This is a genomic window from Nocardia sp. NPDC058244 (assembly GCF_042882065.1).
Classification (GTDB): Bacteria; Actinomycetota; Actinomycetes; order Mycobacteriales; family Mycobacteriaceae; genus Nocardia.
The window spans coordinates 801,762-826,856 of sequence record NZ_JBHVWX010000001.1 but is presented as its reverse complement, the minus strand read 5'-3'; the positions used below and the strand labels follow the sequence as shown (position 1 = coordinate 826,856).

General features: G+C 69.0%; 27 protein-coding genes. 8 read left to right on the top strand and 19 right to left on the bottom strand.

The window, feature by feature from the left end:
• Nucleotides 1-20: 20 nt before the first annotated feature.
• The gene (locus ACFVW6_RS04115; protein ID WP_378823784.1) at nucleotides 21-1,076 is read left to right on the top strand and encodes a 2Fe-2S iron-sulfur cluster-binding protein; all 1,056 of its coding nucleotides are present in this window, start codon (nucleotides 21-23) and stop codon (nucleotides 1,074-1,076) included.
• Between the two features lie 13 nt (nucleotides 1,077-1,089).
• Here ACFVW6_RS04115 and ACFVW6_RS04110 read toward each other — a convergent pair whose 3' ends face one another.
• From ACFVW6_RS04110 to ACFVW6_RS04095, 4 genes are all read right to left on the bottom strand, one after another.
• Nucleotides 1,090-1,830, bottom strand: coding sequence for a DNA alkylation repair protein (locus ACFVW6_RS04110; protein ID WP_378823786.1), 741 nt, complete (start codon nucleotides 1,828-1,830; stop codon nucleotides 1,090-1,092).
• 116 nt (nucleotides 1,831-1,946) lie between these two features.
• Nucleotides 1,947-2,711: a glutamate racemase gene (locus ACFVW6_RS04105; RefSeq protein WP_378823787.1), complete on the bottom strand. Its 765-nt coding sequence runs from the start codon at nucleotides 2,709-2,711 to the stop codon at nucleotides 1,947-1,949.
• A gap of 58 nt (nucleotides 2,712-2,769) precedes the next feature.
• Nucleotides 2,770-2,979, bottom strand: a complete 210-nt coding sequence (locus tag ACFVW6_RS04100; protein ID WP_355273697.1) for a hypothetical protein — start codon at nucleotides 2,977-2,979, stop codon at nucleotides 2,770-2,772.
• Nucleotides 2,980-3,079: 100 nt separating this feature from the next.
• Entirely contained in the window at nucleotides 3,080-4,279 is a 1,200-nt protein-coding gene (locus ACFVW6_RS04095) for an NAD(P)/FAD-dependent oxidoreductase (protein WP_378823789.1), read from the bottom strand.
• A gap of 249 nt (nucleotides 4,280-4,528) precedes the next feature.
• Between ACFVW6_RS04095 and ACFVW6_RS04090 the strand changes: the two genes are divergently transcribed.
• Both ACFVW6_RS04090 and ACFVW6_RS04085 read left to right on the top strand, forming a co-directional pair.
• Nucleotides 4,529-4,885: an SPW repeat protein gene (locus ACFVW6_RS04090; protein WP_355273703.1), complete on the top strand. Its 357-nt coding sequence runs from the start codon at nucleotides 4,529-4,531 to the stop codon at nucleotides 4,883-4,885.
• Nucleotides 4,885-5,502, top strand: a complete 618-nt coding sequence (locus ACFVW6_RS04085) for a TetR/AcrR family transcriptional regulator (protein WP_357342652.1) — start codon at nucleotides 4,885-4,887, stop codon at nucleotides 5,500-5,502. Before ACFVW6_RS04090 ends, ACFVW6_RS04085 begins: the two co-directional genes overlap by 1 nt.
• 9 nt (nucleotides 5,503-5,511) lie before the next feature.
• Here the strand turns inward: ACFVW6_RS04085 and ACFVW6_RS04080 are convergent, their stop codons facing one another.
• Nucleotides 5,512-7,014, bottom strand: coding sequence for an MFS transporter (locus ACFVW6_RS04080; RefSeq protein WP_378823792.1), 1,503 nt, complete (start codon nucleotides 7,012-7,014; stop codon nucleotides 5,512-5,514).
• Nucleotides 7,015-7,116: 102 nt separating this feature from the next.
• Here ACFVW6_RS04080 and ACFVW6_RS04075 point away from each other — a divergent pair, with 102 nt between their 5' ends.
• Nucleotides 7,117-8,067 carry a helix-turn-helix transcriptional regulator gene (locus ACFVW6_RS04075; RefSeq protein ID WP_378823795.1) on the top strand — a complete coding sequence of 317 codons (951 nt, stop codon included), beginning with the start codon at nucleotides 7,117-7,119 and terminating at the stop codon, nucleotides 8,065-8,067.
• On the opposite strand, the gene fusA (ACFVW6_RS04070) is transcribed toward ACFVW6_RS04075, so the two are convergent.
• Complete coding sequence (fusA, locus tag ACFVW6_RS04070; RefSeq protein ID WP_378823796.1) at nucleotides 8,016-10,100, bottom strand: elongation factor G; 2,085 nt, start codon at nucleotides 10,098-10,100, stop codon at nucleotides 8,016-8,018. The two genes, ACFVW6_RS04075 and fusA (ACFVW6_RS04070), sit on opposite strands and share 52 nt — an antisense overlap.
• 317 nt (nucleotides 10,101-10,417) lie before the next feature.
• Here fusA (ACFVW6_RS04070) and ACFVW6_RS04065 point away from each other — a divergent pair, with 317 nt between their 5' ends.
• Both ACFVW6_RS04065 and ACFVW6_RS04060 read left to right on the top strand, forming a co-directional pair.
• Nucleotides 10,418-10,846, top strand: coding sequence for a PPOX class F420-dependent oxidoreductase (locus ACFVW6_RS04065; RefSeq protein WP_365008261.1), 429 nt, complete (start codon nucleotides 10,418-10,420; stop codon nucleotides 10,844-10,846).
• A gap of 146 nt (nucleotides 10,847-10,992) precedes the next feature.
• Nucleotides 10,993-11,307: a nitroreductase/quinone reductase family protein gene (locus ACFVW6_RS04060; RefSeq protein ID WP_378825591.1), complete on the top strand. Its 315-nt coding sequence runs from the start codon at nucleotides 10,993-10,995 to the stop codon at nucleotides 11,305-11,307.
• 9 nt (nucleotides 11,308-11,316) lie between these two features.
• On the opposite strand, the gene ACFVW6_RS04055 is transcribed toward ACFVW6_RS04060, so the two are convergent.
• On the bottom strand, nucleotides 11,317-12,132 hold the full coding sequence (locus ACFVW6_RS04055; RefSeq protein WP_378823798.1) for an alpha/beta fold hydrolase: 816 nt from the start codon (nucleotides 12,130-12,132) through the stop codon (nucleotides 11,317-11,319).
• 260 nt (nucleotides 12,133-12,392) lie between these two features.
• On the opposite strand from ACFVW6_RS04055, the gene ACFVW6_RS04050 reads away from it, so the two are divergent.
• Complete coding sequence (locus ACFVW6_RS04050) at nucleotides 12,393-12,908, top strand: carbohydrate-binding protein (RefSeq protein ID WP_378823801.1); 516 nt, start codon at nucleotides 12,393-12,395, stop codon at nucleotides 12,906-12,908.
• Nucleotides 12,909-12,989: 81 nt separating this feature from the next.
• Here ACFVW6_RS04050 and tuf read toward each other — a convergent pair whose 3' ends face one another.
• From tuf to hppD, 7 genes are all read right to left on the bottom strand, one after another.
• The gene (gene tuf, locus ACFVW6_RS04045) at nucleotides 12,990-14,180 is read right to left on the bottom strand and encodes an elongation factor Tu (protein WP_355273724.1); all 1,191 of its coding nucleotides are present in this window, start codon (nucleotides 14,178-14,180) and stop codon (nucleotides 12,990-12,992) included.
• A gap of 114 nt (nucleotides 14,181-14,294) precedes the next feature.
• Complete coding sequence (fusA, locus tag ACFVW6_RS04040; protein ID WP_378823804.1) at nucleotides 14,295-16,397, bottom strand: elongation factor G; 2,103 nt, start codon at nucleotides 16,395-16,397, stop codon at nucleotides 14,295-14,297.
• 150 nt (nucleotides 16,398-16,547) lie between these two features.
• On the bottom strand, nucleotides 16,548-17,018 hold the full coding sequence (gene rpsG, locus ACFVW6_RS04035; RefSeq protein WP_019049358.1) for a 30S ribosomal protein S7: 471 nt from the start codon (nucleotides 17,016-17,018) through the stop codon (nucleotides 16,548-16,550).
• Nucleotide 17,019: 1 nt separating this feature from the next.
• Nucleotides 17,020-17,394 carry a 30S ribosomal protein S12 gene (gene rpsL / locus ACFVW6_RS04030; protein ID WP_019049359.1) on the bottom strand — a complete coding sequence of 125 codons (375 nt, stop codon included), beginning with the start codon at nucleotides 17,392-17,394 and terminating at the stop codon, nucleotides 17,020-17,022.
• 273 nt (nucleotides 17,395-17,667) lie between these two features.
• Nucleotides 17,668-18,222, bottom strand: coding sequence for a DUF3558 domain-containing protein (locus tag ACFVW6_RS04025; protein ID WP_378823806.1), 555 nt, complete (start codon nucleotides 18,220-18,222; stop codon nucleotides 17,668-17,670).
• Nucleotides 18,219-18,746 (bottom strand): DUF3558 domain-containing protein, encoded by a 528-nt coding sequence (locus ACFVW6_RS04020; RefSeq protein WP_378823808.1) that lies wholly within the window; start codon nucleotides 18,744-18,746, stop codon nucleotides 18,219-18,221. Before ACFVW6_RS04020 ends, ACFVW6_RS04025 begins: the two co-directional genes overlap by 4 nt.
• A 31-nt stretch (nucleotides 18,747-18,777) precedes the next feature.
• On the bottom strand, nucleotides 18,778-19,923 hold the full coding sequence (gene hppD / locus ACFVW6_RS04015) for a 4-hydroxyphenylpyruvate dioxygenase (RefSeq protein WP_355273736.1): 1,146 nt from the start codon (nucleotides 19,921-19,923) through the stop codon (nucleotides 18,778-18,780).
• A 142-nt stretch (nucleotides 19,924-20,065) separates the two neighbouring features.
• Between hppD and ACFVW6_RS04010 the strand changes: the two genes are divergently transcribed.
• Entirely contained in the window at nucleotides 20,066-20,581 is a 516-nt protein-coding gene (locus ACFVW6_RS04010; RefSeq protein ID WP_355273739.1) for an Lrp/AsnC ligand binding domain-containing protein, read from the top strand.
• Nucleotides 20,582-20,585: 4 nt separating this feature from the next.
• On the opposite strand, the gene ACFVW6_RS04005 is transcribed toward ACFVW6_RS04010, so the two are convergent.
• Genes ACFVW6_RS04005 through ACFVW6_RS03985 form a run of 5 tightly spaced genes read right to left on the bottom strand, consistent with a single transcriptional unit; the run spans nucleotide 20,586 to nucleotide 25,063 of the window.
• Nucleotides 20,586-21,221, bottom strand: coding sequence for a GntR family transcriptional regulator (locus ACFVW6_RS04005; protein ID WP_378823811.1), 636 nt, complete (start codon nucleotides 21,219-21,221; stop codon nucleotides 20,586-20,588).
• Between the two features lie 7 nt (nucleotides 21,222-21,228).
• A complete protein-coding gene (locus ACFVW6_RS04000) occupies nucleotides 21,229-22,221 on the bottom strand; it encodes an isopenicillin N synthase family dioxygenase (protein ID WP_378823813.1) in 993 nt (330 codons plus the stop codon).
• Nucleotides 22,222-22,232: 11 nt separating this feature from the next.
• Nucleotides 22,233-23,402, bottom strand: coding sequence for a nitrate ABC transporter substrate-binding protein (locus tag ACFVW6_RS03995; protein ID WP_378823815.1), 1,170 nt, complete (start codon nucleotides 23,400-23,402; stop codon nucleotides 22,233-22,235).
• 27 nt (nucleotides 23,403-23,429) lie between these two features.
• Nucleotides 23,430-24,278 (bottom strand): ABC transporter permease, encoded by an 849-nt coding sequence (locus ACFVW6_RS03990; protein ID WP_378823817.1) that lies wholly within the window; start codon nucleotides 24,276-24,278, stop codon nucleotides 23,430-23,432.
• Complete coding sequence (locus ACFVW6_RS03985) at nucleotides 24,278-25,063, bottom strand: ABC transporter ATP-binding protein (RefSeq protein WP_355273754.1); 786 nt, start codon at nucleotides 25,061-25,063, stop codon at nucleotides 24,278-24,280. Before ACFVW6_RS03985 ends, ACFVW6_RS03990 begins: the two co-directional genes overlap by 1 nt.
• Between the last annotated feature and the right edge of the window lie 32 nt (nucleotides 25,064-25,095).

Here is a 25,095-nt window from a genome sequence, read left to right as displayed (position 1 = left end):
GTTTTGTTCGAGAGGACGACATGACCACAGTCGAGGTTCCGCACGGTTCGCGCTCGGTGGTGCTGCGGGTCGCCGCGGTGATCACCGAAACGGCCGACACCCACTCCGTGGTCTTCGAGGTGCCCGCCGACCTCCGCGAACGCATGGCCTACACCCCGGGCCAGTTCCTGACCCTGCGCATCCCCAGCGACCAGACCGGCTCGGTCGCGCGCTGCTACTCGCTGGCCAGCTCGCCGTTCACCGACGATCTGCCCAAGGTGACGGTCAAGCGCACCGAGGGCGGCTACGGCTCGAACTGGCTGTGCGACAACATCTCCGCCGGTGACGAACTCGAGGTGCTGCCGCCCTCGGGCGTGTTCACCCCCAAGAACCTCGACGAGGACCTGCTGCTGTTCGGCGCGGGCAGCGGCATCACCCCGGTGATGTCGATCCTGAAGTCGGCGTTGTCGCAGGGCAACGGCAAGATCGTGCTCGTCTACGCCAACCGCGACGCCGACTCGGTGATCTTCGCCGACGAACTGCGCGACCTGGTCGGCAAGCACCCCCAGCGGCTGTCGGTCATCCACTGGCTGGAACCGCTGCTCGGCCTGCCCACCGCCGACATGCTGGCCACCCTGGTCGCCCCCTACACCGCCTACGAGGCGTTCATGTGCGGCCCGAAGCCGTTCATGGACCTGGTCCACGACGCGCTGGCCACCCTCGAGGTGCCGCGTGCCCGCACCCACGCCGAGGTGTTCAACTCGCTGGCGGGCGATCCGTTCGCCGACCACGCCCCCGTGGAGATCTCCGACGAGGAGGCCGCCGACGCCGCGACCGTCGAGGTGGAGCTCGACGGGCAGGTGCACGAGCTGTCCTGGCCGCGCAAGCAGACCCTCGTCGACATCATGCTCGACAAGGGCCTGGACGTGCCGTACTCCTGCCAGGAGGGCGAGTGCGGCTCCTGCGCCTGCACCGTGCTCGAGGGCAAGGTCGAGATGGGCAACGCCGAGATCCTCGACCCCGAGGACATCGAGAACGGCTACATCCTGGGCTGCCAGGCCCGGCCGGTCACCGACCACCTCAAGATCCAGTTCTGAGCGGGCGGGCCGCCTAGCGCATCGCGCGGTAGGCGGCGCGTTCCTCCGGGGTCAGGTGCTCGACGGCGTAGCTCAGCGCGGTCCGGCCCATCCGGGCGGCATTCGCGTCGAGGAAGCCGGTGAGGACCGCGGGATCGACGCGTTTGCCGATCTCGCGCAGCATCCAGCCGAGCGCCTTCTGGATGAGGTCGCGGCGGTCGTCGAGCAACTCGCTCGCCAGTTCCAGCGTGGTGCTCGGATCGCCCGCCTTGATGAAGGCGAAGGTGGACAGCAGCGCCACCCGGCGCTCCCACAGCGAGTCCCGCCGCGCCAGGTCGAACAGCAGGGCGCGGTCCTTGTCGAGCAGCCACGGGCCGACGATGTTCTCGGCGGAGGCGTCGACCAGATCCCAGTTGTTCACCCGGCCCCGGCGCACCGCGTCCAGGTAGAACTCGACCATCTCCGCGCGCGCCGCGTCGTCGCGGGTGCGCGGTTTCGACGCCGCGGCGAAGCGGGCGTTCAGGACGAACAGCGCGGCCAGGCGTTCCTCGTGCACCGGGCTGTCGAGCAGATCGCCGATCTGCTTCAGCGCAAGCGTGCCGAACTGTTTGGCGACCTTGCGCGTGGCGGGGACACGGACGCCGAGGAAGACATCACCCTCGCCGTACTCGCCCGCACCGGTCTTGAAGAACCGTTGCAGGTGGATGGCATCGGCGGGGTCGGCTTGCTCGGCGAGCGCCGCCCGCACCTGCGCGGCAGTGGGGAGCTCGGACACAGGGCACCTCCGGCGTCGGGGAATTCCCTCGCATTCAACACCGGTAGGCCGACAGATCCGCACCGACATCCGGCAGGCGTCGGCGTCTTCCGTCACCGGCGCTCGTGGGGATGGCTTCAGCCGGGCAGCGCGCCGACGACGCGGCCGGACTCGAAAGTGGCGGCGCTGCTGGGCAATTCCCCCGGCCTGCCGCTGGTGCGTACCGTGACGCTGCCGCTGCCGGTGGTCGGGCGACCCAGTTCGTCCATCTTGCGGATCGTCTGGGCGGCGACGGCCTGGGCACTGTCGAACAGGCGGACACCGTCCGGTAGCGCGCCGATGATGGCATCGATGACCAGCGGATAGTGCGTACAGCCGAGGACGACACCCTCCACGTCGGCGGGTGTGCGGGCGGCGGCGTCGGCGATGGAATCGGCGATGGCCGGCAGGTCGCCGCGGTCGATGGCGTCGGCCAGGCCGTGGCAGGCCACCCCGACCACCTTCGCGTCACCGGCGAACCGGGCGATCAGATCGGCCTGATAGCGGCTGGCGGTGGTCGCCGCGGTGGCCCACACGGCCACCGACCGGCACTGGGCCGCCGCGGGCTTGATCGCGGGCACGGTCCCGATCACCGGCACCGCATCGCCCACCTCGGCCCGCACGTGCGCCAGCGCCGTCACGCTCGCGGTGTTGCACGGCAGCACGATCACTTCGGCGCCGAGTTCGAGCGCCTGCCGCGCCGCGCCGAGCACCCGCTCGACCACCCAGTCCTCCGGCTTGGGCCCCCAGGGCGCGCCGTCGGGGTCGAGCAGGAGCAGCAGATCCACGTCGGGACGCATTGTGCGCAACCACGCCGCCGTCGGCAGCAGGCCGAGGCCGGAATCGATAAGCGCGACGATCACGGGGTCCACCGTATTACAGGCCGCCGAATCGCCCTGTCGCGCCCGTATCCCCGCCCGGCTACACCAGTTCGATCTCGTCGAACCCCACCGTCAGGGTGTGCCGCCGTTCCCGCAGGACACCGCCTTCGCGGTGCACGCTCCCCTCCGCGAATTCCAGCCGCACCGTGGCGCGGCGGACATCGACCTCCTTGACCACACCGCAGACACCGCTGAACGGGCCCTCCGGGAAATAGACGACATCACCGGCCGAGTACTCGGTAAACCCCACGGCGCCACAGTAATCCAGGCCGGTGACAAGTTCGGCGGCCTCGGCCGGTTCTGTGCCGCCGTCCCGACGAATCGGCGGGGCGGCTGTGAACCTTGCCGGATCAGCCCGCGGCGGCGAGCAGATCGGCGACCGGGGTGTCGGTGGCCAGCTTGGCGCGCAGCTTCATCACCTGACCGGTCAGGCCGGCGCCGAGCACGGCGGTGAGGATGCCGTCGCGGGAGTAGTAGACGAGGAACTTGCGGCCGTCGTCGCTGACCACGGTGACGTCGTCGGCGGGCGACGGGGTGCCCAGCGCCTGGATCTTGACGTCGTACTGGTCGCTCCAGAAGTACGGCACCCGCGCCGCGGTCGGGGCCGCACCGCCGAGCATCGCGGTGACCAGCAGCTTCGCCTGCTCACCCGCGCTGGTCCAGTGCTCGACGCGCTTGCGGACGCCGGTGTCGTGCTGCCAGGCGGCGACGTCGCCGACCGCCCAGACGGCCTCGGCGGAGGTGCGGCCCACCTCGTCGGCGAGCACGCCGCCGCCGGCGGACGGCTCGGCCAGTTCGATGCCGGAATCGGCCAGCCAGTCGGTCACCGGGACCGAACCGACCCCGATCACCACCAGATCGGCCTCGACCTCGGTGCCGTCGGTGAGCAGCGCGCCGCGCACCCGGCCGGAGTCGTCGGACCGCAGCGTGTCGACGCCGACGCCACAGCGCAGGTCGACGCCCTCGGCGCGGTGCATGCGACCCACCAGGCCGCCGATCTGCTCGCCGAGCACCGAGGCCAGCGGGGTCGGCTGCGGCTCGACGAGGGTCACCTCGATCCCCGCGGCACGGAAGCTGGCGGCCAGTTCACAGCCGATGAAGCCGGCGCCGATGATCAGCGCCCGGTTCGCGCCGTCCAGTTCGGCGCGCAGGGTCTGCGCGTCCTCGTGCGCGCGCAGCACGTGCACGCCCGCCACCTCGGGCAGCCCGGGCAGCCTGCGCGGCCGCAGACCGGTCGCGATGATCAGCTGGTCGTAGCCGAGCGCGCTGCCGTCGGCGAGGGCGATCGTGCGGGCGGCGGTGTCGACACCGGTGACCGCGGTCCCGAGGCGCAGCTCGATGTCCTTCTCCGCGAAGAACTCCGGCGGACGCAGGGTGGTGTCGTCGGTCTCGCCGCGCACGAACTGCTTCGACAGCGGCGGGCGGTCGTACGGCGGGCGCGACTCGTCGCCGAGCAGCAGCACGCCGCCCTCGTACCCGGCCCGGCGCAGTTCCTCCGCCGTGCGCAGACCTGCCAGACCCGCTCCGACGATCACGATGGGCGCGCTCATACCTGTGTCCTCTCGGCATGTGCGGCGCCCGCCGCGCTCACGCGAGCCACCGCCGCCGGGAGCGACCGCCCATGCCATGTCCTTGTGTCGCGGGCCACTACGGCCCCCCGAATGTTTGTACCAGTGCGCCCCGCCACAGGTGATACCCACGTCGCAACGCAACCGTGCCGGTACCGATATCGACCGGGCGGTCAATCAGGAGTAGACCGAGGTCAGAAGTATTTTTCGTCTCTCGAGGAGGCAGTTCCCATGTTCACAGACAGCCGCGCACAGGATCTTCTCGCCGTCGTGCTCGGCGCATTCACCGCGCTGTCGCCCCTGTGGGTCGACACCAACGACAACGCCCGCTGGACCCTCATCGTGCTCGGCGTCCTCATCGCCGCGGCCGGACTGGTCCAGATGGCACGGGCGAGCATGACCGGCGCCGACTACGCGATGGGCCTGTTCGGCGTCCTGCTGTTCATCTCGCCGTGGGCGATGGACTTCACCGCGTTCAGCGGCGCATCCTGGACCGCATGGGTGGTCGGGGTAGTGACGGCGGTGGTGGCGGTCGCCGCGCTGCCGGCGATGAACGAGCGCCTGCACAAGATGGCTCCGCATCACTGATGCCGGGCCGACGCGTCGGGCGCCGCAACGCGAAACGCGATGGCGACGCCCGGCAACTCATTCTGGATGCCGCCGAGAACCTGTTCGCCGCACAGGGATTCGACGCCACCCCGACCGCGGCGCTGGCCGCGGCCGCCGGTGTGCCCAAGGGCCTGGTCTTCTACTACTTCCCCACCAAGAACGCGATCCTGTCCGCGCTGATGCGCGAACGCGTTCCCACCCAGCCGCTCGACGACCTCGACGCCGTCGTCGCCCCCGGTGATCCCGCCACCAGCCTGGTCAACCTCGACACCGCGATCAATCTGCGCGATCACCACTCCTCGGTCCTGCGCGTGATCATGTGGCGCGAGGCCGACACCCACCCCGACGTCCGGCGCACCCTGCGCAACCTGCGCGACCAGCTCCTCGACGCCACCGCCCGCGTCCTGCAGGCCAGCGTGCCGACACCGGTGCGCCCGAGCACCCTGCACGCGTGCGCCTCGGCCTGGGTCTCGGCCATGTTCGCCATCGCCAGCACCGACCGCCTGCACGCCCTGGACGGCGTCCCCGTGCCGACCCCCGACGATCTGCTCGATGTCGCCCAGGTGGTGGCGGCGGGGATGACCCAGCTGGGCTGAGGATCGTCCTCAGCCCAGCGCGGCCACCCGCTCGTCACCGGTCACCCCGACCGTGTCCCTCCTGCCCCGCAGGACCCGCACGGCCACCACACCCAGCACTACGTGCAGGATCGCCGCGACCGACGCGACCGCGCGTAGTCCCGTGACGAATGCGCCGCGCGCGTCTTCAAGTACCGGGGCACCGATCCCGGCCAGCCGCACTGTCTCGCCGAGCGTCGGCGCGAGATCGGGTCCGGCCAACCGGAACACCAGCGCGGCCAGCGAGCCGAAGACCGCGATCCCGAACGCGTTGCCCAGTTCGTTGCCGGTCTCGGCGAGCGCCGCGGCCGACCCGGCCCGCTCGGGCGGCACCGCCGCGACGGCGATCTCGGCCACCACACTGAACGAGATCCCGTAGCCGATACCGGCGACGGCGGTCGCGGCGATGTACCAGCCGCTGCCGCCCGTGTCGTCGGCGAGCAGCAACAGCGCCAGCCCCGCCGCGATGCAGAAATGCGCGCTGATCAGCGCGTTCGACGGGCCGATCCGGGCGACCACGGCCGGTGTCACGACCGCGGCCACGGTGAGCACGACAGCGCCGGGCACCGCGAGTGCCGCGGCGTGGGAGACCGTGAGCCCGAGCACGGATTGCAGGTAGGTGCTGGCGAGATAGGCGGTCGCCGACCACGCCGCCAACGGCAGGAACCCGGTGACGATCGCGATCGCGAACACCGGATTGCGGAACAGCCCGAAGTCGACGAGCGGGTGCGCGAGCCGGAACTGCCTGCGCGCGAACCATCCGAGCAGCACCACACCCGCCACCCCGGCCACCGCTGCGGCCACCGACGGACCGGCCGCGGCCGCGTGCTTCACCGCGTACATGGTGAGCAGCAGCCCGGCCGCCGAGGCGAGCACACTCGCCACGTCGACCCGGCCGGTCGACGGTGCCCGCACCTCGCGCAGCAGGATCGGCGCCAGCAGCAGGAACACCAGCAGCACCGGCAGATTGAGCAACAGCACCGAACCCCACCAGAATCTGGTGAGGAGTTGCCCGGCCACGATCGGCCCGATCGCGAAGCCCGCGGCGAAGGTGGCGGCGAAGATCCCGATGGCCTGCGCCCGCGCGCGTGGATCGGCGAACAGGGTGCTCAGAATGGCCAGCGCCGACGGCAACAGCGTCGCCCCGGCCACGCCCATCAGCACGCGCAAGCCGATCAGGATCTCCGCGCTCGGCGCGAAAGCCGCTGCCGCCGAGGCGATGCCGAAGACCGCCGCGCCCACCAGCAACAGCCGCAACCGGCCGTACCCGTCACCGATCGCGCCGAAGGCGATCAGCAGCGAGCCGACCGCGAAGCCGTAACTGTCCAGGATCCACAGGGATTGGTCCGCGGACGGGGTGAGCGCGTCGGTGATCGCGGGCATGGCCAGGAACAGCACCGAACCGTCCATGGCGACCAGCAGCACCGGGCCGAGAATCACCAGCAGGCCGAGCCAGGCCCGCAGCGGTGTGGGTGGGGGGTCGAGTCGAGTCATACCCCGAATCTGCGGTGGTCCGCGCCCGGCAACCAGCCCCGGTGATGGGTACACCTCGCGGGGATACCCGGCGGCCCGCGCTCCTGCCTACGATCGGAAGGCATGGAGCTGGAAAGCCTCGGCACGTTTCTCAAGGCCCGCCGCGACCGGGTCACGCCCGAGCACATCGGGCTGCGGACCTACGGCGCGACCCGCCGGGTTCCCGGCCTGCGCCGCGAGGAGCTGGCCCAGCTCGCCGGGGTCAGCGCCGGGTACTACACGCGGCTGGAGCAGGACCAGGCGGGCACGGCATCGGCGCAGGTCATCGATGCCATCGCGCGGGTACTGCGGCTGGATGCCGCCGAGACCGCGCACCTGCACAATCTGGCCGGATCGCCCGCCACGCCGCGGCTCACGCGGGCCGAGCCGGAACGCGCGCACCCCAGGGTCCTGGCCCTGCTCGACGCGCTCGGCGAGAGCATGCCCGCCGTGATCCTCGGCCGCCGCGGTGACGTCCTGGCCTGGAACCGCACCGGGCACGCCCTGTTCGCCGATCACCTGGACTTCGCCGCGCCCGCCGACCCAGATGTTCGGCCGTCGATCCCGCGCATGTTCTTCCTCGATCCGCTCAGCCGGGACCGGCACCGCAACTGGTCCGAGCTGGCCCGCGTCCACGTCGCGTACCTGCGACTCACCGCGGGCCGCTACCCCACCGACGCGCACCTGGCCGAACTGATCGGTGAACTCGCCATGCGCAGTGCCGAATTCGCGACGCTGTGGGCCGAGGGGGAAGTCGCCGATTGCACCGTCGGCGCGATGCGCCTGCACCATCCCACCGTCGGCGCTGTCGATGTCGACTACCAGGTGTGGTTGCAGCCGGACAGCCCCGACCACCGGCTCGAGGTCTACACCCCGCGCGACGCGAGCTCCGCCGACGCGCTGCGGCTGCTCGCCCGGACGACAGCGCGAGCGGCCCGAGCCGGTGACGCCGTATCCGTGGATACGACGCCACCGGTCTCTCGTCAGCCGCGCGCGATGATCGACTCCGCGACACCGGCCGGAACCGGCGCGTAGGAGTCGAACACCATGGCGTAGGTCGCCCGGCCCCGGGTCTTCGAGCGAAGATCCCCGATGTAGCCGAACATCTCCTGGAGCGGAGTCAGGGCCCGCACGACGCGCGCGCCCGACCGCTCGGTGAGCTCGGTGACCCGGCCGCGCCGGGCGTTCAGATCACCGATCACCTCACCGAGGTACTCCTCCGGGGTGACGACCTCGACGGCCATCACCGGTTCCAACAGCACCGGCTTCGCCCGCGCGACCGCGGCACGCACCGCCGCCGCACCGGCCAGCCGGAACGCCAGGTCCGACGAATCCTGCACGTGGGCGGCGCCGTCGAGCAGCGTCACCCGCACGTTCACCAGGGGGAACCCGGCGAGCGCGCCGACCCGCAGCGCGTCCTGCGCGCCCGCGTCGACCGCGGGGATGTACTCCCGCGGCACGCGCCCACCGGCCACCCGGCTCTCGAATTCGTAGACCGCGCCGTCCTCGGCCACGTGCGGCGCCACCGCGAGCACCACCTTGGCGAACTGCCCGCGCCCGCCCACCTGCTTGCGGTGGGTGTACTCGAACTGCTCGACGGCGGCGGTGATGGTCTCGCGATAGGCCACCCGTGGTGCGCCGATCTCGGCCTCGACCCGGAACTCCCGGCGCATCCGGTCGACCAGGATCTCCAGATGCAGCTCGCCCATGCCACCGATGACCGTCTGCCCGGTCTCGGCGTCGACCTGCACGGTGAACGTCGGGTCCTCCTCGGCCAGGCGCGCCAGGGCGGTGCCCAGCTTGTCCTGGTCCGCGCGGGTCCGCGGTTCGATCGAGACCGCCAGGACGGGTTCGGGGAAGACCATCGACTCCAGCACGACCGGCTGGTTCCGATCGCACAGGGTGTCGCCGGTGCCCGTCTCCTTCAGGCCGATGACAGCGCAGATCTGCCCGGCCTGCACCTGATCGACGGCGATCTCGGTGCTCGAATGCATCTGGAACAGCTTGCCCAGGCGCTCCTTTCGTCCAGTGGTCGAATTCAGTACGGTCGCACCGGGTTCGGCGCGGCCCGAGTAGACCCGCAGGTACACGAGCTTGCCGAAGAACGGGTGCAGCGCGACCTTGAACGCCAGCGCCGCGAACGGCTCGGCGACATCGGGTGCGCGCTCGATGTACTCGCCCTCCGGCGAGAACCCGTGCACGGCGACGACATCCAGCGGCGACGGCAGGTAGTCGACGACCGCGTCCAACAGCGGCTGCACGCCGACATTGGCCAGCGCCGAACCGCACAGGACCGGGTAGGCGCGCGCGTCGATCGTCATCGTGCGGATGGCGGCCTTGAGCACGTCGACCGGGATCGGCGCACCGGCGAGGTAGCGCTCCAGCACCGCCTCGTCGGCCTCGGCGACCGCGGCCACCAGCGCCTCGCGGTGCAGTTCGGCCTCGACGCGCAGCTCGTCCGGGATCTCGACGATCTCGAATCGCGCGCCGCGGTCGGTGTCACCGCGCCACACCTTCGCCGTCATCTCGACCAGGTCGACGATGCCGTCGAACGTGCTCTCGGCGCCGATCGGCAGCTGGATCACCAACGGCCGCACGCCGAGTCGCTCCGCGATGGTCCGCACGGTGAACGCGAAGTCCGCGCCGAGCTTGTCCATCTTGTTCACGAAACAGATCCGTGGCACGCCGTAGCGATCGGCCTGCCGCCACACCTGCTCCGACTGCGGCTCGACGCCTTCCTTGGCATCGAACACGGCGACCGCGCCGTCGAGCACCCGCAGCGACCGCTCCACCTCGACGGTGAAGTCGACGTGGCCGGGGGTGTCGAGGATGGTGATCTCGTGCTCGTTCCACCGGCAGGTGGTGGCCGCGGCGGCGATGGTGATGCCGTGCTCGCGCTCCTGGATCATCCGGTCCATGGCGGCGGTGCCGTCGTGGACCTCACCCAGGGTGCGGGTGACGCCGGTGTAGAACAGGATGCGTTCGGTGGTGGTCGTCTTGCCCGCGTCGATGTGGGCGGCGATGCCGATATTGCGCAGGCGGGCGAGGTCGGTCCGTCTCGTGGTCATGGGAATCCCCCAGTACGTCAACTAGTTCGGTCGAAGAAGTCGACGCTCGCCAGTTACGCGTTCCACCGGACGGCACGGGCATCGAATCACGCGCCGCCCCACCGGCGCCCGAGGACCCGATGCGAACTAGCGCCGCGACAGCGGACGTACCGTAACCATGACCCAGTTCTACGCGCCCGGAGCGGGCCTGTCGACGGGTTTTCCGGAGGGTGCGGGCATAAATCCACCGGCACGGCAGTTCGTCTCGACGAGGGGACATCGCCGTTCGGAGCGGTGACCTCGCCCAGCGTGTCAGCCCACCCAGAGGAGACCCACCGATGACAGCGGCATTCGACCCGCACGATCTGCTCGCGGCAGCGAAGCTCGGCGTCCTCGCCACCATCAAGGCGGACGGACGGCCCCAGCTGTCCCCCGTCACCCCCTACTACGACCGCGAAGCCGGGGTCATCTACGTCTCGATGACCGAGGGCCGCGCCAAGACCAGCAACCTGCGCCGCGACCCCAGGGCCGCCTTCGAGGTGACCGCGCCCGACGGCTGGTCCTGGGCCACCGCCGAAGGCAGCGTCACCCTGACCGGGCCCGGCACCGATCCCGACGGGCCGGAGGTCGCCGCCCTCGTCGACTACTACCGCGCCGCCGCGGGCGAACACCCGGACTGGACCGAGTACCGCGAGGTGATGGTCGCCGATCGCCGGGTGCTCATGGCGCTGACCGTCGAGCACGTCTACGGCGCCAAGATCCGCTGATCACCGGAACCGCCTCGGCGCCAAGAACTCTCAGGGCACTGCCAGAGCGGCTCGGTACCGTGGGCGAGACCAGCCCGTTCGTCGTCATCATCAGGCAGGAGAAATCGTTGAGTCAGGAATCGTTGTTGCACCGGGTCGTGCGGGGGATGAACGCCGGCGTGGTCGCGCTGACCGAAGCCCCCGTCGTCGGGAAGTTCCTCGGTAAGGCGTTCGCGCAGGTCAGCTACGTCGGGCGGCGCTCGGGGCAGACCTTCAGCACCCCGGTCAACTATCGCCGCTCCGGGGACGAGTACATCATCGGCGTCGCGCTGCCCGACAAGAAGAAGTGGTGGCGCAACTTCCTCGGCGAGGGTGGCCCGGTCACCCTGCGCATCGACGGCGTCGACAAGCCCGGCCACGCGGTGACCTACCGCGACGACCGCGGCCGGGTCACCGTCCGCGTCCGGCTCGCCCCGGCCTGATCCCGCCGCTCAGCCGCCCGGCGTCGTCAGGAACGCGGTGACGTCGGGCGCGAAGCGCTCGTGCTTGATGGCGCCGAGGTGGTTGGTGTCCGGGTAGACCACGAGCCGGGCGTCCGGGATGCCGTCGGCGGTGTGCCGGAAGGTGTCGACGGAGTAGTACTCGTCCCGGTCGCCGCCGACCACCAGGGTCGGGGCGGTGATGTCGGCCAGTCGGCCGTCGAGGTCGAAGGTGTCCTCGGCCCGCACGAAGGCGAGGGTGTCGGCCGGATTCTTCGGCCGCACCAGCGGATCGGCCAGCCACGCGACCGCCCCCGCCAGCCGCGCCTTGACCGGCGAATCGATCCCCTGGGTAGCCAGGTGCTGCAGCGACCGCTTGCCCGCGGCCGCGGCCGTCGCGTATTTCATCTGCGATGCCCTGGCCGCGTCCTCGAGCCGATACCCCGACGAGGCGACCACCAGCTTGCGCACCGCCGCCGGCTGATCCGCGGCGAGCTGCAAGGCCAGCGACCCGCCCGAGGAGATCCCGAGCACGTCCACCGGCGCACCGAACTCCGCCAGCAGCCCCTCCGCGTGCTCCCGCGCGATATCGGCCATCGTGGTCCCCGCCGCCATCCCCGGCGCCCGATTCACCGCGTACACCCGAAAGTTCCTGGCCAGCGGCGCCATCGTCGTGACCTCCGCCCGCCGCACCAACCCCGTCGGATTGGCATGATCCGGCATGAACCACCGCAGGAACACCAGCGTCGGCCCCTCCCCGAACGCCAGATACGGCATCCCCCGCCCGAGCACGCCCTCAGTGACTTCGAACCCTCGCACCACCGCCACGCCACCCTCCACTCCATCGGAAACACCAGCCCCGCACGCTACCGAGCTCGCCGCTGCCACACGATGACCTCCCGGGTCACGGACGCCCCAGCCGCTCACGCCCTCTGGCCGAAACGCGTCCGAATATCCACTACAACAACGACTTTCAGACATCTCGGGTCGAAATTGTCGATCTTGAAAGACGCCGACGTGTACCAATCGAAGTGGCAGCGATCCGGCTGCCGACGAGGTTCGCCTCGGTGAGCAAAACAAGGACGACGATGAAGTACACACGTGCCTGGAGTATCGGCTTCGCCGCCCTCGGATCTGCGATGGCGGCGGCCCTGGTGGGGGTAGCCCCGGCACAGGCCAATCCGATCAGCATGACGGTCTCGAGCAACGACGTCTATGTCGGCCAGGCCTACACCCTGACGATCACCTGCGACTTCCGATCGACCGTAGCGGTCATCGACAACGGCGAAGTCCTCGGAAACACACCTGTCGCGCCTGGCGAGAACCTGATCGCCACCGCACAGTGGACACCCACCTCGGCGGGCAAGCACACCCTCGTCGCCGAGGGCTGCATGAGCGCCTTCCAGACCAACACCCCGATCCAGATCGAGGTGCAGGTCAAGGAAGCGCCACCGGCCACGCCCGCCTGGCAACTGGGCGCCACCTATCAGGTCGGCGACAAGGTGACCTACGACGGCGCCGAGTACCAGTGCCGCCAGTCCCACACCGCCCACGCCCCGAACTGGACCCCGCCCAACACCCCGGCCCTCTGGCAGAGACTCTGACCATCCACCGGTGGCCTTGAACGCCGAACGGCGCCGCTCCCGGGGGGAGCGACGCCGTTGCGGTGTCAGTCAGTCAGAGACTCACTTGATGATCTTCGTGACGCGACCGGCGCCGACGGTGCGGCCACCCTCACGGATCGCGAAACGCAGGCCCTCGTCCATGGCGACCGGCTGGATCAGCTTGACGGACATCTCGGTGTTGTCACCGGGCATGACCATCTCGGTGCCCTCGGGCAGGGTCACAACGCCCGTCACGTCAGTCGTACGGAAGTAGAACTGCGGACGGTAGTTGTTGAAGAACGGGGTGTGGCGGCCGCCCTCGTCCTTCGACAGGATGTACGCCTGGCCCTCGAACTCGGTGTGCGGGGTGGTGGTGCCCGGCTTCACGACGACCTGGCCACGCTCGACATCTTCGCGCTTGATGCCACGAACCAGCAGACCGACGTTGTCGCCCGCCTGGCCCTGGTCGAGCAGCTTGCGGAACATCTCGATACCGGTGACGGTGGTCTTGGTGCTCTTCTCGCGGATGCCGACGATCTCGACTTCCTCGTTCACGTTCACGATGCCGCGCTCGACGCGACCGGTGACGACGGTGCCACGACCGGTGATCGTGAAGACGTCCTCGACCGGCATCAGGAACGGGAGCTCGGTCTCGCGGACCGGGTCCGGGATCGACTCGTCGACGGCGTTCATCAGCTCGAGGACCGCGTCGGCCCACTTCTGGTCACCCTCGAGGGCCTTCAGGCCGGAGACACGCACGACCGGCGCGTCCTCGTCGAACTCCTGCGAGGCCAGCAGCTCGCGGACCTCCATCTCGACGAGCTCGAGGATTTCCTCGTCGTCGACCATGTCCGACTTGTTCAGCGCGACCAGGATGTAGGGCACGCCGACCTGACGGGCGAGCAGCACGTGCTCGCGGGTCTGCGGCATCGGGCCGTCGGTGGCGGCCACGACCAGGATCGCGCCGTCCATCTGGGCGGCACCGGTGATCATGTTCTTGATGTAGTCGGCGTGACCGGGGGCGTCGACGTGCGCGTAGTGGCGCTTCTCGGTCTGGTACTCGACGTGGGAGATGTTGATCGTGATACCACGAGCCTTCTCCTCCGGCGCCTTGTCGATCTGATCGAACGCGAACGCGGCGTTCAGATCCGGGTACTTGTCAGCCAGCACCTTGGTGATCGCCGCAGTCAGCGTGGTCTTGCCGTGGTCGACGTGACCGATGGTGCCGATGTTGACGTGGGGCTTCGTCCGCTCGAACTTCGCCTTCGCCACTGTTGTCCTCCTGGACTAGTTAGTGCGTGCTTTTTTGCAGCAGTGCGGTTATTAAGGGGGGTCGTGCTGACGCCCGGTTGCCGGGGCCAAGCGTACTTGGCCCCGGCAAGCGAATTACTCGCCGGTCGCCTTGGCGATGATCTCCTTGGACACGTTGGCCGGAACCTCCGCGTACTGGGCGAACACCATGGAGTAGTTCGCGCGACCCTGGGTCTTCGACCGCAGGTCACCGATGTAGCCGAACATCTCCGAGAGCGGAACCAGCGCCTTGACGACACGGGCACCACTGCGTTCCTCCATGGCCTGGATCTGGCCACGGCGGGAGTTGAGGTCGCCGATCACGTCGCCCATGTAATCCTCGGGCGTGATGACCTCGACCGCCATGAGCGGCTCGAGGATCACCGGACCGGCCTTACGGGCCGCTTCCTTGAGGGCCTGCGAGCCCGCGATCTTGAACGCCATTTCCGAGGAGTCGACGTCGTGGTACGCGCCGTCGAGCAGGGTGACCTTCAGGTTCACCAGCGGGTAGCCGGCGAGCACGCCGTACTGCATGGCGTCCTGGGCACCCGCGTCGACCGACGGGATGTACTCACGGGGCACGCGACCGCCGGAGACCTTGTTCTCGAACTCGTAGTGCGCGCCGTCCTCGCCGACGAAGGGCTCGACCGCGATGATGACCTTCGCGAACTGGCCGGAGCCACCCGTCTGCTTCTTGTGCGTGAACTCGAGCTTCTCGACCGGCTTGGTGATCGTCTCGCGGTAGGCCACCTGCGGCTTACCGACGTTCGCCTCGACCTTGAACTCGCGCTTCATGCGGTCGACGAGGATGTCGAGGTGGAGCTCGCCCATGCCGCCGATGACGGTCTGGCCGGTCTCGGCGTCCAGCTTGACCGAGAACGTCGGGTCTTCGCGCGCCAGCTTCTGGATCGCGGTGCCGAGCTTCTCCTGGTCGGACTTGGTCTTGGGCTCGATCGAGACCTCGATGACCGGGTCCGGGAACGTCATCGACTCGAGGACGACCTGGTTCTGCGGGTCGGAGAGGGTGTCACCGGTGGTGGTGTCCTTCAGACCGATCACGGCGTAGATGTGGCCGGCCGACGCGGTGGTGACCGGGTTCTCCTTGTTGGAGTGCATCTGGAACAGCTTGCCCAGGCGCTCCTTCTTGCCCTTGGTCGAGTTGACGACCTGCGAGCCGGAGTCGACCTTGCCCGAGTACACGCGGACGTAGGTGAGCTCACCGAAGAACGGGTGCACCGCGATCTTGAACGCCAGCGCCGCGAACGGCTCGTCGACGTTCGGCTTGCGGGTGACGAGCTCCTCTTCCTTGCCCGGGATGTGGCCGGTGGTGGCCTCGACATCCAGCGGGGAGGGCAGGTAGTCGATGACCGCGTCGAGCATGGGCTGCACGCCCTTGTTCTTGAACGCGGAACCACACAGCACCGGGTACAGCTCGGAGTTGACCGTCATCTTGCGGATGGCGCCCTTGATCTCCTCGACCGAGAGCTCCTCGCCGCCGAAGAACTTCTCCAGCAGGGACTCGTCGGACTCGGCGACGGTCTCGAGCAGCTCCTGGCGGTACTGCTCGGCCTTGTCCTTGAGATCGGCCGGGATCTCGACGACCTCGTACTCTTCGCCGAGCTTGGTCTCGCCCTTCCAGACCTTGGCGTTGTTCTCGACCAGGTCGACGATGCCCTCGAAGTCGTTCTCCGCGCCGATCGGCAGCTGGATGACCAGCGGCTTGGCACCGAGACGGTCCTTGATGGTCTGCACCGTGAAGTAGAAGTCGGCGCCGAGCTTGTCCATCTTGTTCACGAAGCAGATACGCGGCACGTCGTACTTGTCGGCCTGACGCCACACCTGCTCGGACTGCGGCTCGACACCCTCTTTGCCGTCGAACACGGCGACCGCACCATCGAGCACGCGCAGCGACCGCTCCACCTCGACGGTGAAGTCGACGTGCCCGGGGGTGTCGATGATGTTGATCTGGTTGTCTTTCCAGAAGCAGGTGGTAGCGGCGGAGGTGATGGTGATACCACGCTCCTGCTCCTGCTCCATCCAGTCCATCGTGGCCGCGCCGTCGTGGACCTCACCGATCTTGTACGTGATACCGGTGTAGAAGAGGATGCGTTCGGTAGTGGTGGTCTTGCCCGCATCGATGTGGGCCATGATGCCGATGTTGCGGACCTTGTTCAGGTCGGTGAGCACGTCCTGTGCCACGGAAATCTTCCCCGCTCGTTAGCTAGTTGGAATTCTCGGGAACGACCCTGGTTCGGGTCGTCACAATGTCAACGCCGGGGGCGGCACCGAAGTGCCGCGTCCCGACTGAAAGCCTTCCGGCGCCGACACTAGCGACGGGCCGGGCGGCAATCACCAGCGGTAGTGCGCGAAGGCCCGGTTCGACTCGGCCATCTTGTGGGTGTCCTCGCGACGCTTCACCGAAGCGCCGAGGCCGTTGCTGGCGTCGAGGAGCTCGTTGGCGAGACGCTCGACCATGGTCTTCTCGCGACGGGCGCGGGAGTAGCTGACCAGCCAGCGCAGCGCCAGGGTGTTGGCGCGGCCCGGACGGACCTCGACCGGCACCTGGTAGGTGGCGCCACCGACACGGCGGGGCTTCACCTCGAGGGCGGGCTTGACGTTGTCCAGCGCACGCTTGAGGGTGACGACCGGGTCGGTGCCGGTCTTCTCACGCGCCTGCTCGAGAGCACCGTAGACGATGCGCTCGGCGGTGGACTTCTTACCGTCCAGCAGGATCTTGTTGACCAGCTGAGTGACCAGCGGCGACCCGTAGACCGGGTCGTTGATCAGCGGACGCTTGGGTGCGGGGCCCTTGCGTGGCATATCAGCTCTTCTCCTTCTTGGCGCCGTAGCGGCTGCGGGCCTGCTTGCGGTTCTTCACACCCTGGGTGTCCAGCGAGCCACGGATGATCTTGTAGCGGACACCGGGGAGGTCCTTCACACGACCGCCACGGACGAGCACCATCGAGTGCTCCTGCAGGTTGTGGCCCTCGCCGGGGATGTACGCCGTGACCTCGACTGCGCTGGTCAGGCGAACACGCGCGACCTTACGCAGCGCGGAGTTCGGCTTCTTGGGGGTGGTGGTGTACACGCGAGTGCACACACCACGACGCTGCGGGCTCCCCTTCAGGGCCGCAGTCTTGGTCTTGGAGACCTTGTCGCGGCGACCCTTGCGGACCAGCTGGTTGATGGTTGGCATAGACCGGCTTTCCTTATTGGTAATTGCGGCTGTCGGAACACATGTCTTCAGTTCATCGAGCTTTCACTCGCACGTCCGACCGTGTTTCCGTTTACCCGCGGTCGGGCGTGTCGCGCGCAGCTCAGGGCCCTTTTTCTGGGCACGCTGGAACGTTCCGGCCGCTCTCGCTGGCCTACGTTCACGCACGAACTTGCCCGTAGCAATCCGGGCACAGGGATCCACGATACCCGCGTGCCCGAATCCGGGTCAAAGCGGGGTGGCCCGTCAAGGCTTCTACCGGGCCAGATCCAAGGTCAGCTCCACCAATTTCTGGGCGGCGGCGCACGGATCCGGATGGGCCGAACCGGGTTTGTAATTGATCCACCAGCCGACGACCCCGACATCGGCGGCCGGGGCGGTGACGCCGCAGGAGTCGTTGTCGTTCGGCCTGCGCACCTGCAGCGCCCTGCGGCCCTGCACGGTGATGTCGCCGGTGAGGTAGCCCAACTTGTCGTTGGTGGTCTTCTCGTTGTTCAGCGTACCCATCTCGTACCAGTTGAGCGTGGCCATGGCACTGCCGCCGGGGGCGTCCTCGATGTTCCACATGCAGACGGCGCCGCTGAACGAGGTGTTCACGTAGTCGGCGTTGCCGACGATCTCGCCGATCTTCTCGGGCGCGACCACCTCGCACTCGCGCAGCAGCTTGTCGAAGTTGGTGTTGATCGACTCGTCGCCGCCACCGCTGCCCAGCGGCTGCGCGGTGCCGGGAACCTTCGCACCACAGCCGGCCAGCGCCGCGGTGAGCACCAGCGCGGACGACAGGGCGACGACGATCCGGCGCGCGCTCACTGCAGCCGTCCCACGGTCAGTTCGGCCAGTTGCCTGGCCTTGTCGCACGGATTGCCCGCGGGCGCGAACGCGCCGTACGACATCGACCACTCGAAGAAGTCGTCGTCCAGCTGAACGGCGAGATCACAGATCGAGCCGTCGGGGTCGAGGGCCTGGAAGCCGGGACGCCCGCCGACATCGATGGCCTGCGGGTTGCGGCCCACATTGGACACCCAGGCCTTCTCCCGCTCGATCGGACTGCCGCGGTAGGAGGCGAACGTCACACTGGGCGAGGACAATCCGGCCGACTCCCAGTTGCAGCCGGTGGCGTTCTTGTAGACCCGCGAGAGCTGGCCGATACCGGCCATGGTGCGCACCTCGTCGTCGGTGACGTGGCCGCACTCACCGACGAACGGGCCGAGCGAGGCCACCTTCGGTGGTGGTCGCATCGGGCCGGTCGGCGCATCGGAGTCGCCCCCCGATCCGCACGACGTCAGCACGACAACCAGAGCCATGCCGGTGATGATCGCCGAGGGGATCCGCATGCCATGAACTGTAATGGCAACGCCGCGGCACTCACAGGTTGCCGCGGGCCTCCTGCTCGCGTTCGATGGCCTGGAAAAGGGCCTTGAAATTGCCCTTTCCGAAGCCGAGTGAGCCGTGTCGCTCGATGAGTTCGAAGAAGACCGTGGGGCGGTCGGCGACGGGGCGGGTGAAGATCTGCAGCAGGTAGCCGTCCTCGTCGCGGTCGACGAGGATGCCGCGGCGCTGCAGCTCCCCCACCGGGACGCGCACGTGCCCGATCCGTTCGCGCAGTTCGGGGTCCTCGTAGTAGGCGTCGGGGGTGGGCAGGAATTCGACGCCCTCGGCGCGCAACGCGTCGACGGTGGCGATGATGTCGCCGGTGGCCAGGGCGATGTGCTGGACGCCGGGGCCGCGATAGAACTCGAGGTACTCGTCGATCTGGGATCGCTTGCGGCCCACGGCGGGTTCGTTGAGCGGGAACTTGACCCGGTGGTTGCCGTTGGCGACGACCTTGCTCATCAGCGCGGAGTACTCGGTGGCGATGTCGTCGCCGACGAACTCGGCCATGTTCGTGAATCCCATGACGCCGCGGTAGAAGTCGACCCAGCGGTCCATCATGCCGAGCTCCACATTGCCGACCACGTGATCGATCGCCTGGAACAGCCGGGCGGTGCGCCGCTGATGGGTGGAGGTGCGCGTGACGTAGCCGGGCAGGTACGGACCGTAGTACCGCGACCGGTCGACCAGCGTGTGCCTGGTCTCGCCGTAGGTGGCCAGCGCCGCGGAGCGGACGGTGCCGAATTCGTCGGTCGCGTCGTGTGGTTCGACCAGGATCCGCGCGCCGTGGTCGCGGGCCCAGGCGATGCAGCGGTCCACGTCGGGCACCTCGAGCGCGATGTCGACGATGCCGTCGCCGTGCCGGTCGTGATGGGCGACGAGCGGGCTGTCCGGGTCGACCGCGCCCTGCACGACGAAGCGCGCTCCCCCACTGCGCAGCACGAACGCCTTGTGGTCGCGATTGCCGGTCTCGGGACCGGAGTACGCCTCCAGCCGCATCCCGAACGCCGACTGCAGGTAGTGCGCGCTCTGGGTCGCGTTGCCGACTACCCACACCAGCGCGTCCCACCCGATCACCGGAAACGGATCGACACTGTCGTCGTGCTCGATCAGCCCGACGAGCTGCTGCTCAATGGTCATGACCAAGGAAATCCCGCCCCGGCCGAGCTAGGCAACTACACCGCCGAACCCTGAACAGGCTGACACGAGAAGCCACCGATCCCCCGCCGATGGTGGACAATTTGAATAGCACCCGACCGCGGACGGCACGGAGGTCTCCCGCATGCGCACGCCGGCGAAACTGGACGAACTCGATCTCGCGATCCTGACCGCGATGCACACGTATCAGAAGGCCGGAATCCTCGAGCTGTCGCGCCGCACGAAGGTCGCGCGGGCCACCGTGCAGGCGCGGATCAACCGGATGGAGGAGTCGGGGGTGATCGCCTCCTACGATCCGCAGATCGACGTCACCGCGGCCGGATTCGATGTGCAGGCCTTCGTGACGCTCGAGATCGCGCAGGGCGCGCTCGACACCGTCAGCGCCGAGCTCGCGGCCATTCCCGGCGTACTCGAGGCCTACGCGACCACCGGTTCCGGCGACGTGCTGTGCCGGATCGGCGCCGACTCGCACGCCGGTCTGCAAGCGGTGCTGCTCAGCATCGACCGGACCGGTTCGGTGGTGCGTTCGCACAGCGTGATCGTGCTGTCGACGGTGATCGCGCGGCGCACCATGCCGCTGCTGCGCACGCTCACCCCGGCGGGCACCGCGAAGGCGCCAGCCTACCGCGAGCCGCGCTGAACCGTCACTGCCTGCCCAGGCGGGTCAGCAGGCCGTGCACATGCGCCTCGGCGGCCGCGCGGGCCGACTCGGGATGCCCGGATTCCAGCGCCTCGACGATGCGCCGGTGTTCGCGCAGGGCGACGCGGCGGTTGCGGGCCGAGCACCACAGGTCACCGCGGTAGAGGTGGGCCTTGGCTTCCAGCCGGGCCAGTTCGTCGACGACGCAGCTGTTGCCGGAGGCGTCCCGGATGAAGGTGTGGAACTCCAGGTCGAGCTGGGCGTCGCGGGCCGCGTCGGTCGCGTCGTCGAGGTTGGCCTCCTGGGCCGCGATGATGCTCGCGAGCTTGTCCAGGTCGGCCTCGGTGAGCCGGGTGGCGGCGGCCGCGGCGGCGAGCCCGTCGAGCGCGGCACGGACCGCGAGGACATCGCGGATCTGCGCCGCGTCGACGGCGGCCACCTTCGCGCCCGCGTGCGGCGCGCTGACGGCCAGCCCCTCGTAGATCAGCTGCTGCACCGCCTCGCGGACGGGGCTGCGGCTGACCCCGAGCTGGGTCGCCAGCGCGGGCACGCTGAGCGATCGGCCAGGGGCCAGCTCGCCGGAGAGGACCATCTGCCTGATCTGCCGGTGCACCGACTGGCCGAGCAGCGCGGAGTTCATGCGCCGATTATCCCTGGGGCCGGTAGTTCGCCTGTACCCGCTGTGCCAGGAAGTCGGCGGCGGTGACGGGCGGGTACTTGCCCGCGGGGCCCTGGATGATCGCGTCGCGATCGGCCTGGGCGAAGTAGGCGATGCTGTAGCGCTCACCCTGGTACTCGCCCTCACCCGGGCTGCGGACGCGGTGGAAGTTCGACGGCAGCAGGTCGTCGCTCCAGCGGGTCAGCATGTCCCCGATATTGCAGGTGATCAGGCTCGACGACGGGGTGATGGAGGTCCATTCCTGCTCGTCCATCTCCTTGCCGGGGCACACCTGCAGCCCGCCCTGCCCGTCGCGCTGGAACAGCAGGGTCAGGCAGTCGAAGTCGGTGTGCGCGCCGGCCCGCCAGCGGCCGGGGACGCCGCGCAGTTCCGCGGGCACCGCGAAGTAGTGCAGCAGGCGCAGCGCGCTCTGGTAGTCCGGCGAGGCGGGATCGTGCGCGGCGGTGAAGTGGTCGCGGGGCAGGCCGAGCCGGTCGGCGAAGCAGGACAGCACCCGCATCGCCACCGCCCAGGCGCGTTCCTCGAAATCGAGGACGCGAGCACGGAATCCGGCGAGTTCGGTCTCGCTGGGCCAGAGCTGGTCCATGTGCGGCCGGGTGATCTGGTAGGACTCCTTCTGGTCAGGTACGCCGATCGACGGCCGCACCTGGCTCAGGCTCTCCCACCCCGCGTTGTTCTTCTTGACCAGCGGATACTGCCCTTTGACCGCCTCGGGCAGTGCGAAGAAATCGGCTGTCGCGCCGAACATCTCGTCGATCAGGTCCTGCGGGATGCCGTGGCCGGAGAGCTGGAAGAAGCCGATCTCGGTGGCGGCGGCCCACAGCTCCTCGGTGATCTCGGCGCGGCGGTTCTCGAAGTCGGTGAGGTCGACGACGCGGATCTCGCGGGCGTCGGTCTCCTTCCCGAGGCCGCCCATCTGCTTCTCGCGGGAGACCTCGGGCAGGTCGTAACTGGTGGTCATGGGGTGACTCCTTATCCGGTGACGGAGATGGCGGGATCGAGGAATTCCTTGGTGACCAGGTCCTTCGCGGTCAGTCCGGTCGGCACGTTCGCGCCGCCCTTGCGCAGGATGGGGCCGAATTCGTCGATGATGCGCTGGACGCGGGCCTCGTCGAAACTGCCGAGGACACCGTCGGTGTCGTTGCCGATCAGGCCGCCGTCGATGAGGGCCGTCGACCCGAACGCGGCCAGTTCCGCGCTGTAGGGGTTGAGTTTGGGGTTCTTCGACACCACGTCGACGACGACGTCGTTGACCGGTGCGGGATCGGCCTTGAACCGCGCGGTCGCCTGCTGGATCATCGGCACCAGCTTCTGCAAGCAGGGCCGCAGTTCGGCGAGCTTGTCGGCGCGCACGTTCACGGTGCGGGCGTAGCCCTCGTAGCCGACGTCCTTGAGCAGCTGATAGGCGACGGGCTTGTTCCAGGCCCGCACCTCGTGCTCGTAGGTGAAGGGCTCGGCATTGGCGAAACCCTGCTGGGCGAAGGACGGATCGGTGACGAACCGCGACGGGGAGTTGTCGTAGGAGGCGTCGACCTGGCTCTGCTGCACCAGCCCGCGAGCGACCAGCCAGTCCGGGTACAGCTGTCCCTTCGACACCACGATCGGCTTGCCCGACTTGCCGATATCGGCGATGCCCTGCCACTCGGGGTGCGTCTTCGGATCCCACATCAGCATCTGCGGACTGTTGCGCAGCAGCGTGGTGACCGCGACGATCGGCTGCTGACCGGCGGCGGCGATGGCGTGCTCGGAATGAGCCAGCCCCAGCGTGATGCTCTGGTCGACATACATCTGCGACGGCACCGTCTGGAAGCCGATCGCCGGGCCGCCCGCCCGGATCTCCAGCTTCACCCCCGTGTCCTTGCCGTCGGCGACCAGCGGTCCGGTGATCTTGTTGTTGTCGGCGTCGACCCGGTAGCCGGGACCGAGCAGGCCGAAGATCGGCCCGGAGTCGGTCTCGGGCGCCCACTGCAACTGGACGACGACGGTGCTCGGGCAGGCCCCGGCGAGCTGCTGCTCGGCGGGCGCCGGTTCCAGTGCGACGGCGGGACCGTCGGCGGTGTCGTCGGAACAGGCGGTCGCGGCGCCGGCCAGCAGCACGGCGAGCGCGGCGATGCCGACGCGCCGCAGGGGAAGTGTCTTCATGGTTGATCCTCTGTGCAGGGGGACGAGCTAGTGCGCGGAGTTGTGCCAGCGGCCGACGCTGACCTTCTGCACCACGGTGAAAACGGTGAACACGAGCACGCCGAACAGCGCGGCCAGCAGCAGCGCGCCGATCAGGTCCTCCGATTGCAGGCGGGCGCGGTAGGTGTCGAGCAGGGTGCCGATGCCGGGTTTGCCCTGCGCGAAGAACATGTCGCCGATGATCGCGCCGGTGACCGAGAGCCCGGCGGCGGTGCGCAATCCGGTCAGGGTCGAGGGCAGCGCGGCGGGCAGTTGCAGCGACCAGAGCCTGCGCAGCCTGCCCGCCCGGCCGAGGGTGAACAGTTCCTGGAGGTTGGCGTCGACGGATTTGATGCCGAACAGGGTCATCGCGATGATCGGGTGGATGGCGATGAGCACGCAGACCGTCGTGCGGGCGGCGAAACCGTAGCCCAGCCACAGCCCGATCAGCGGCACCACCGCGAGCACCGGAATAGCCTGCAGGACCACGGCATACGGGTAGACGACCTGTTCGATCGGCTTGGCCTGGCTCATCAGCACCGCGATGGCGACACCGAGCACCGCCGAGATCAGCAGCCCGGTGAGCGCGACGCGGGCGGTGACCGCCAGCGCCTCGACCATCACCTCGAGCTTGGCCGGGTCGGCGAGGGATTGGCCGAACACGACGTGCGGCGGCGGCAGCAGGAACCGGCGGCTCTCGCTGAGCACCAGCATCGACACCGCGTACCAGGCGGCCAGCGCCAGCGCGATCGACACCGCGGGCGCGACGAGCACGCGGGCGAGCTTGCGGAGCTGTGGCACCGGCAGGACCGGGCGCGAACGGGCGGGAGCGACGGCGCGGGCCGCGATACTGACCATCAGGCAGCCTCTTTCAGCGAGCGCGAGACGCGCGAGACGAGTTCGGTGAAGGCGGGGTCGAAGCGCAGCTCCCGGTCCCGCGGGTACGGCAGGTCCACGTCGATCACCTCGTGCACGCGGCCGGGCCGGGCCGACATCACCACCACCCGCGAGGCCAGGAACACCGCCTCGGAGACCGAGTGGGTGATGAACAGCGCGGTGAAGGCGTTGTCGCGGTAGAGCCGCAGCAGTTCCTCCTGCATGTTCAGCCTGGTCATCTCGTCGAGCGCGCCGAACGGCTCGTCGAGCAGCATCAGCCGTGGTTCCAGCGCGAGCGCCCTGGCCAGCGAGACGCGCATCCGCATGCCGCCCGAGAGCTGGTGCGGCAGCTTGTTCGCGAAGTCGGCGAGACCGACCGCCGCGATGGCGCGCTCGACCCGCTCGCGGCGCACCGCCCGGTCGACCCCGGCCAGCTGGGCCGAGAGTTCGACATTGCGGCGGACCTTGCGCCACGGCAGCAGGGTGGCCTCCTGGAAGATGAAGCCGATCGAGTCCGTGCGGACCGCGACGGCGCCCGTGCTCACCGCTTCGAGGCCGGCGGCCAGGCGCAGCAGCGTGGACTTGCCGCAGCCGGACGGGCCGACCACCGCGACGAATTCGCCCTCGCGGAGGTCGAGGTCGATCTCGGTCAGGGCGAGCGTGCCCTCGTCGCCGCCGAATCGCTTGCCGACGCCGGCGAAGGAGACCTCCAGGCCGGACAGCAGCGTCCTCGCGTCGGCGTCGTTCACCGTGTCGTAGAGCGTCACCGTGATCACCTTCCCCTGCGGGTTGTCGATGT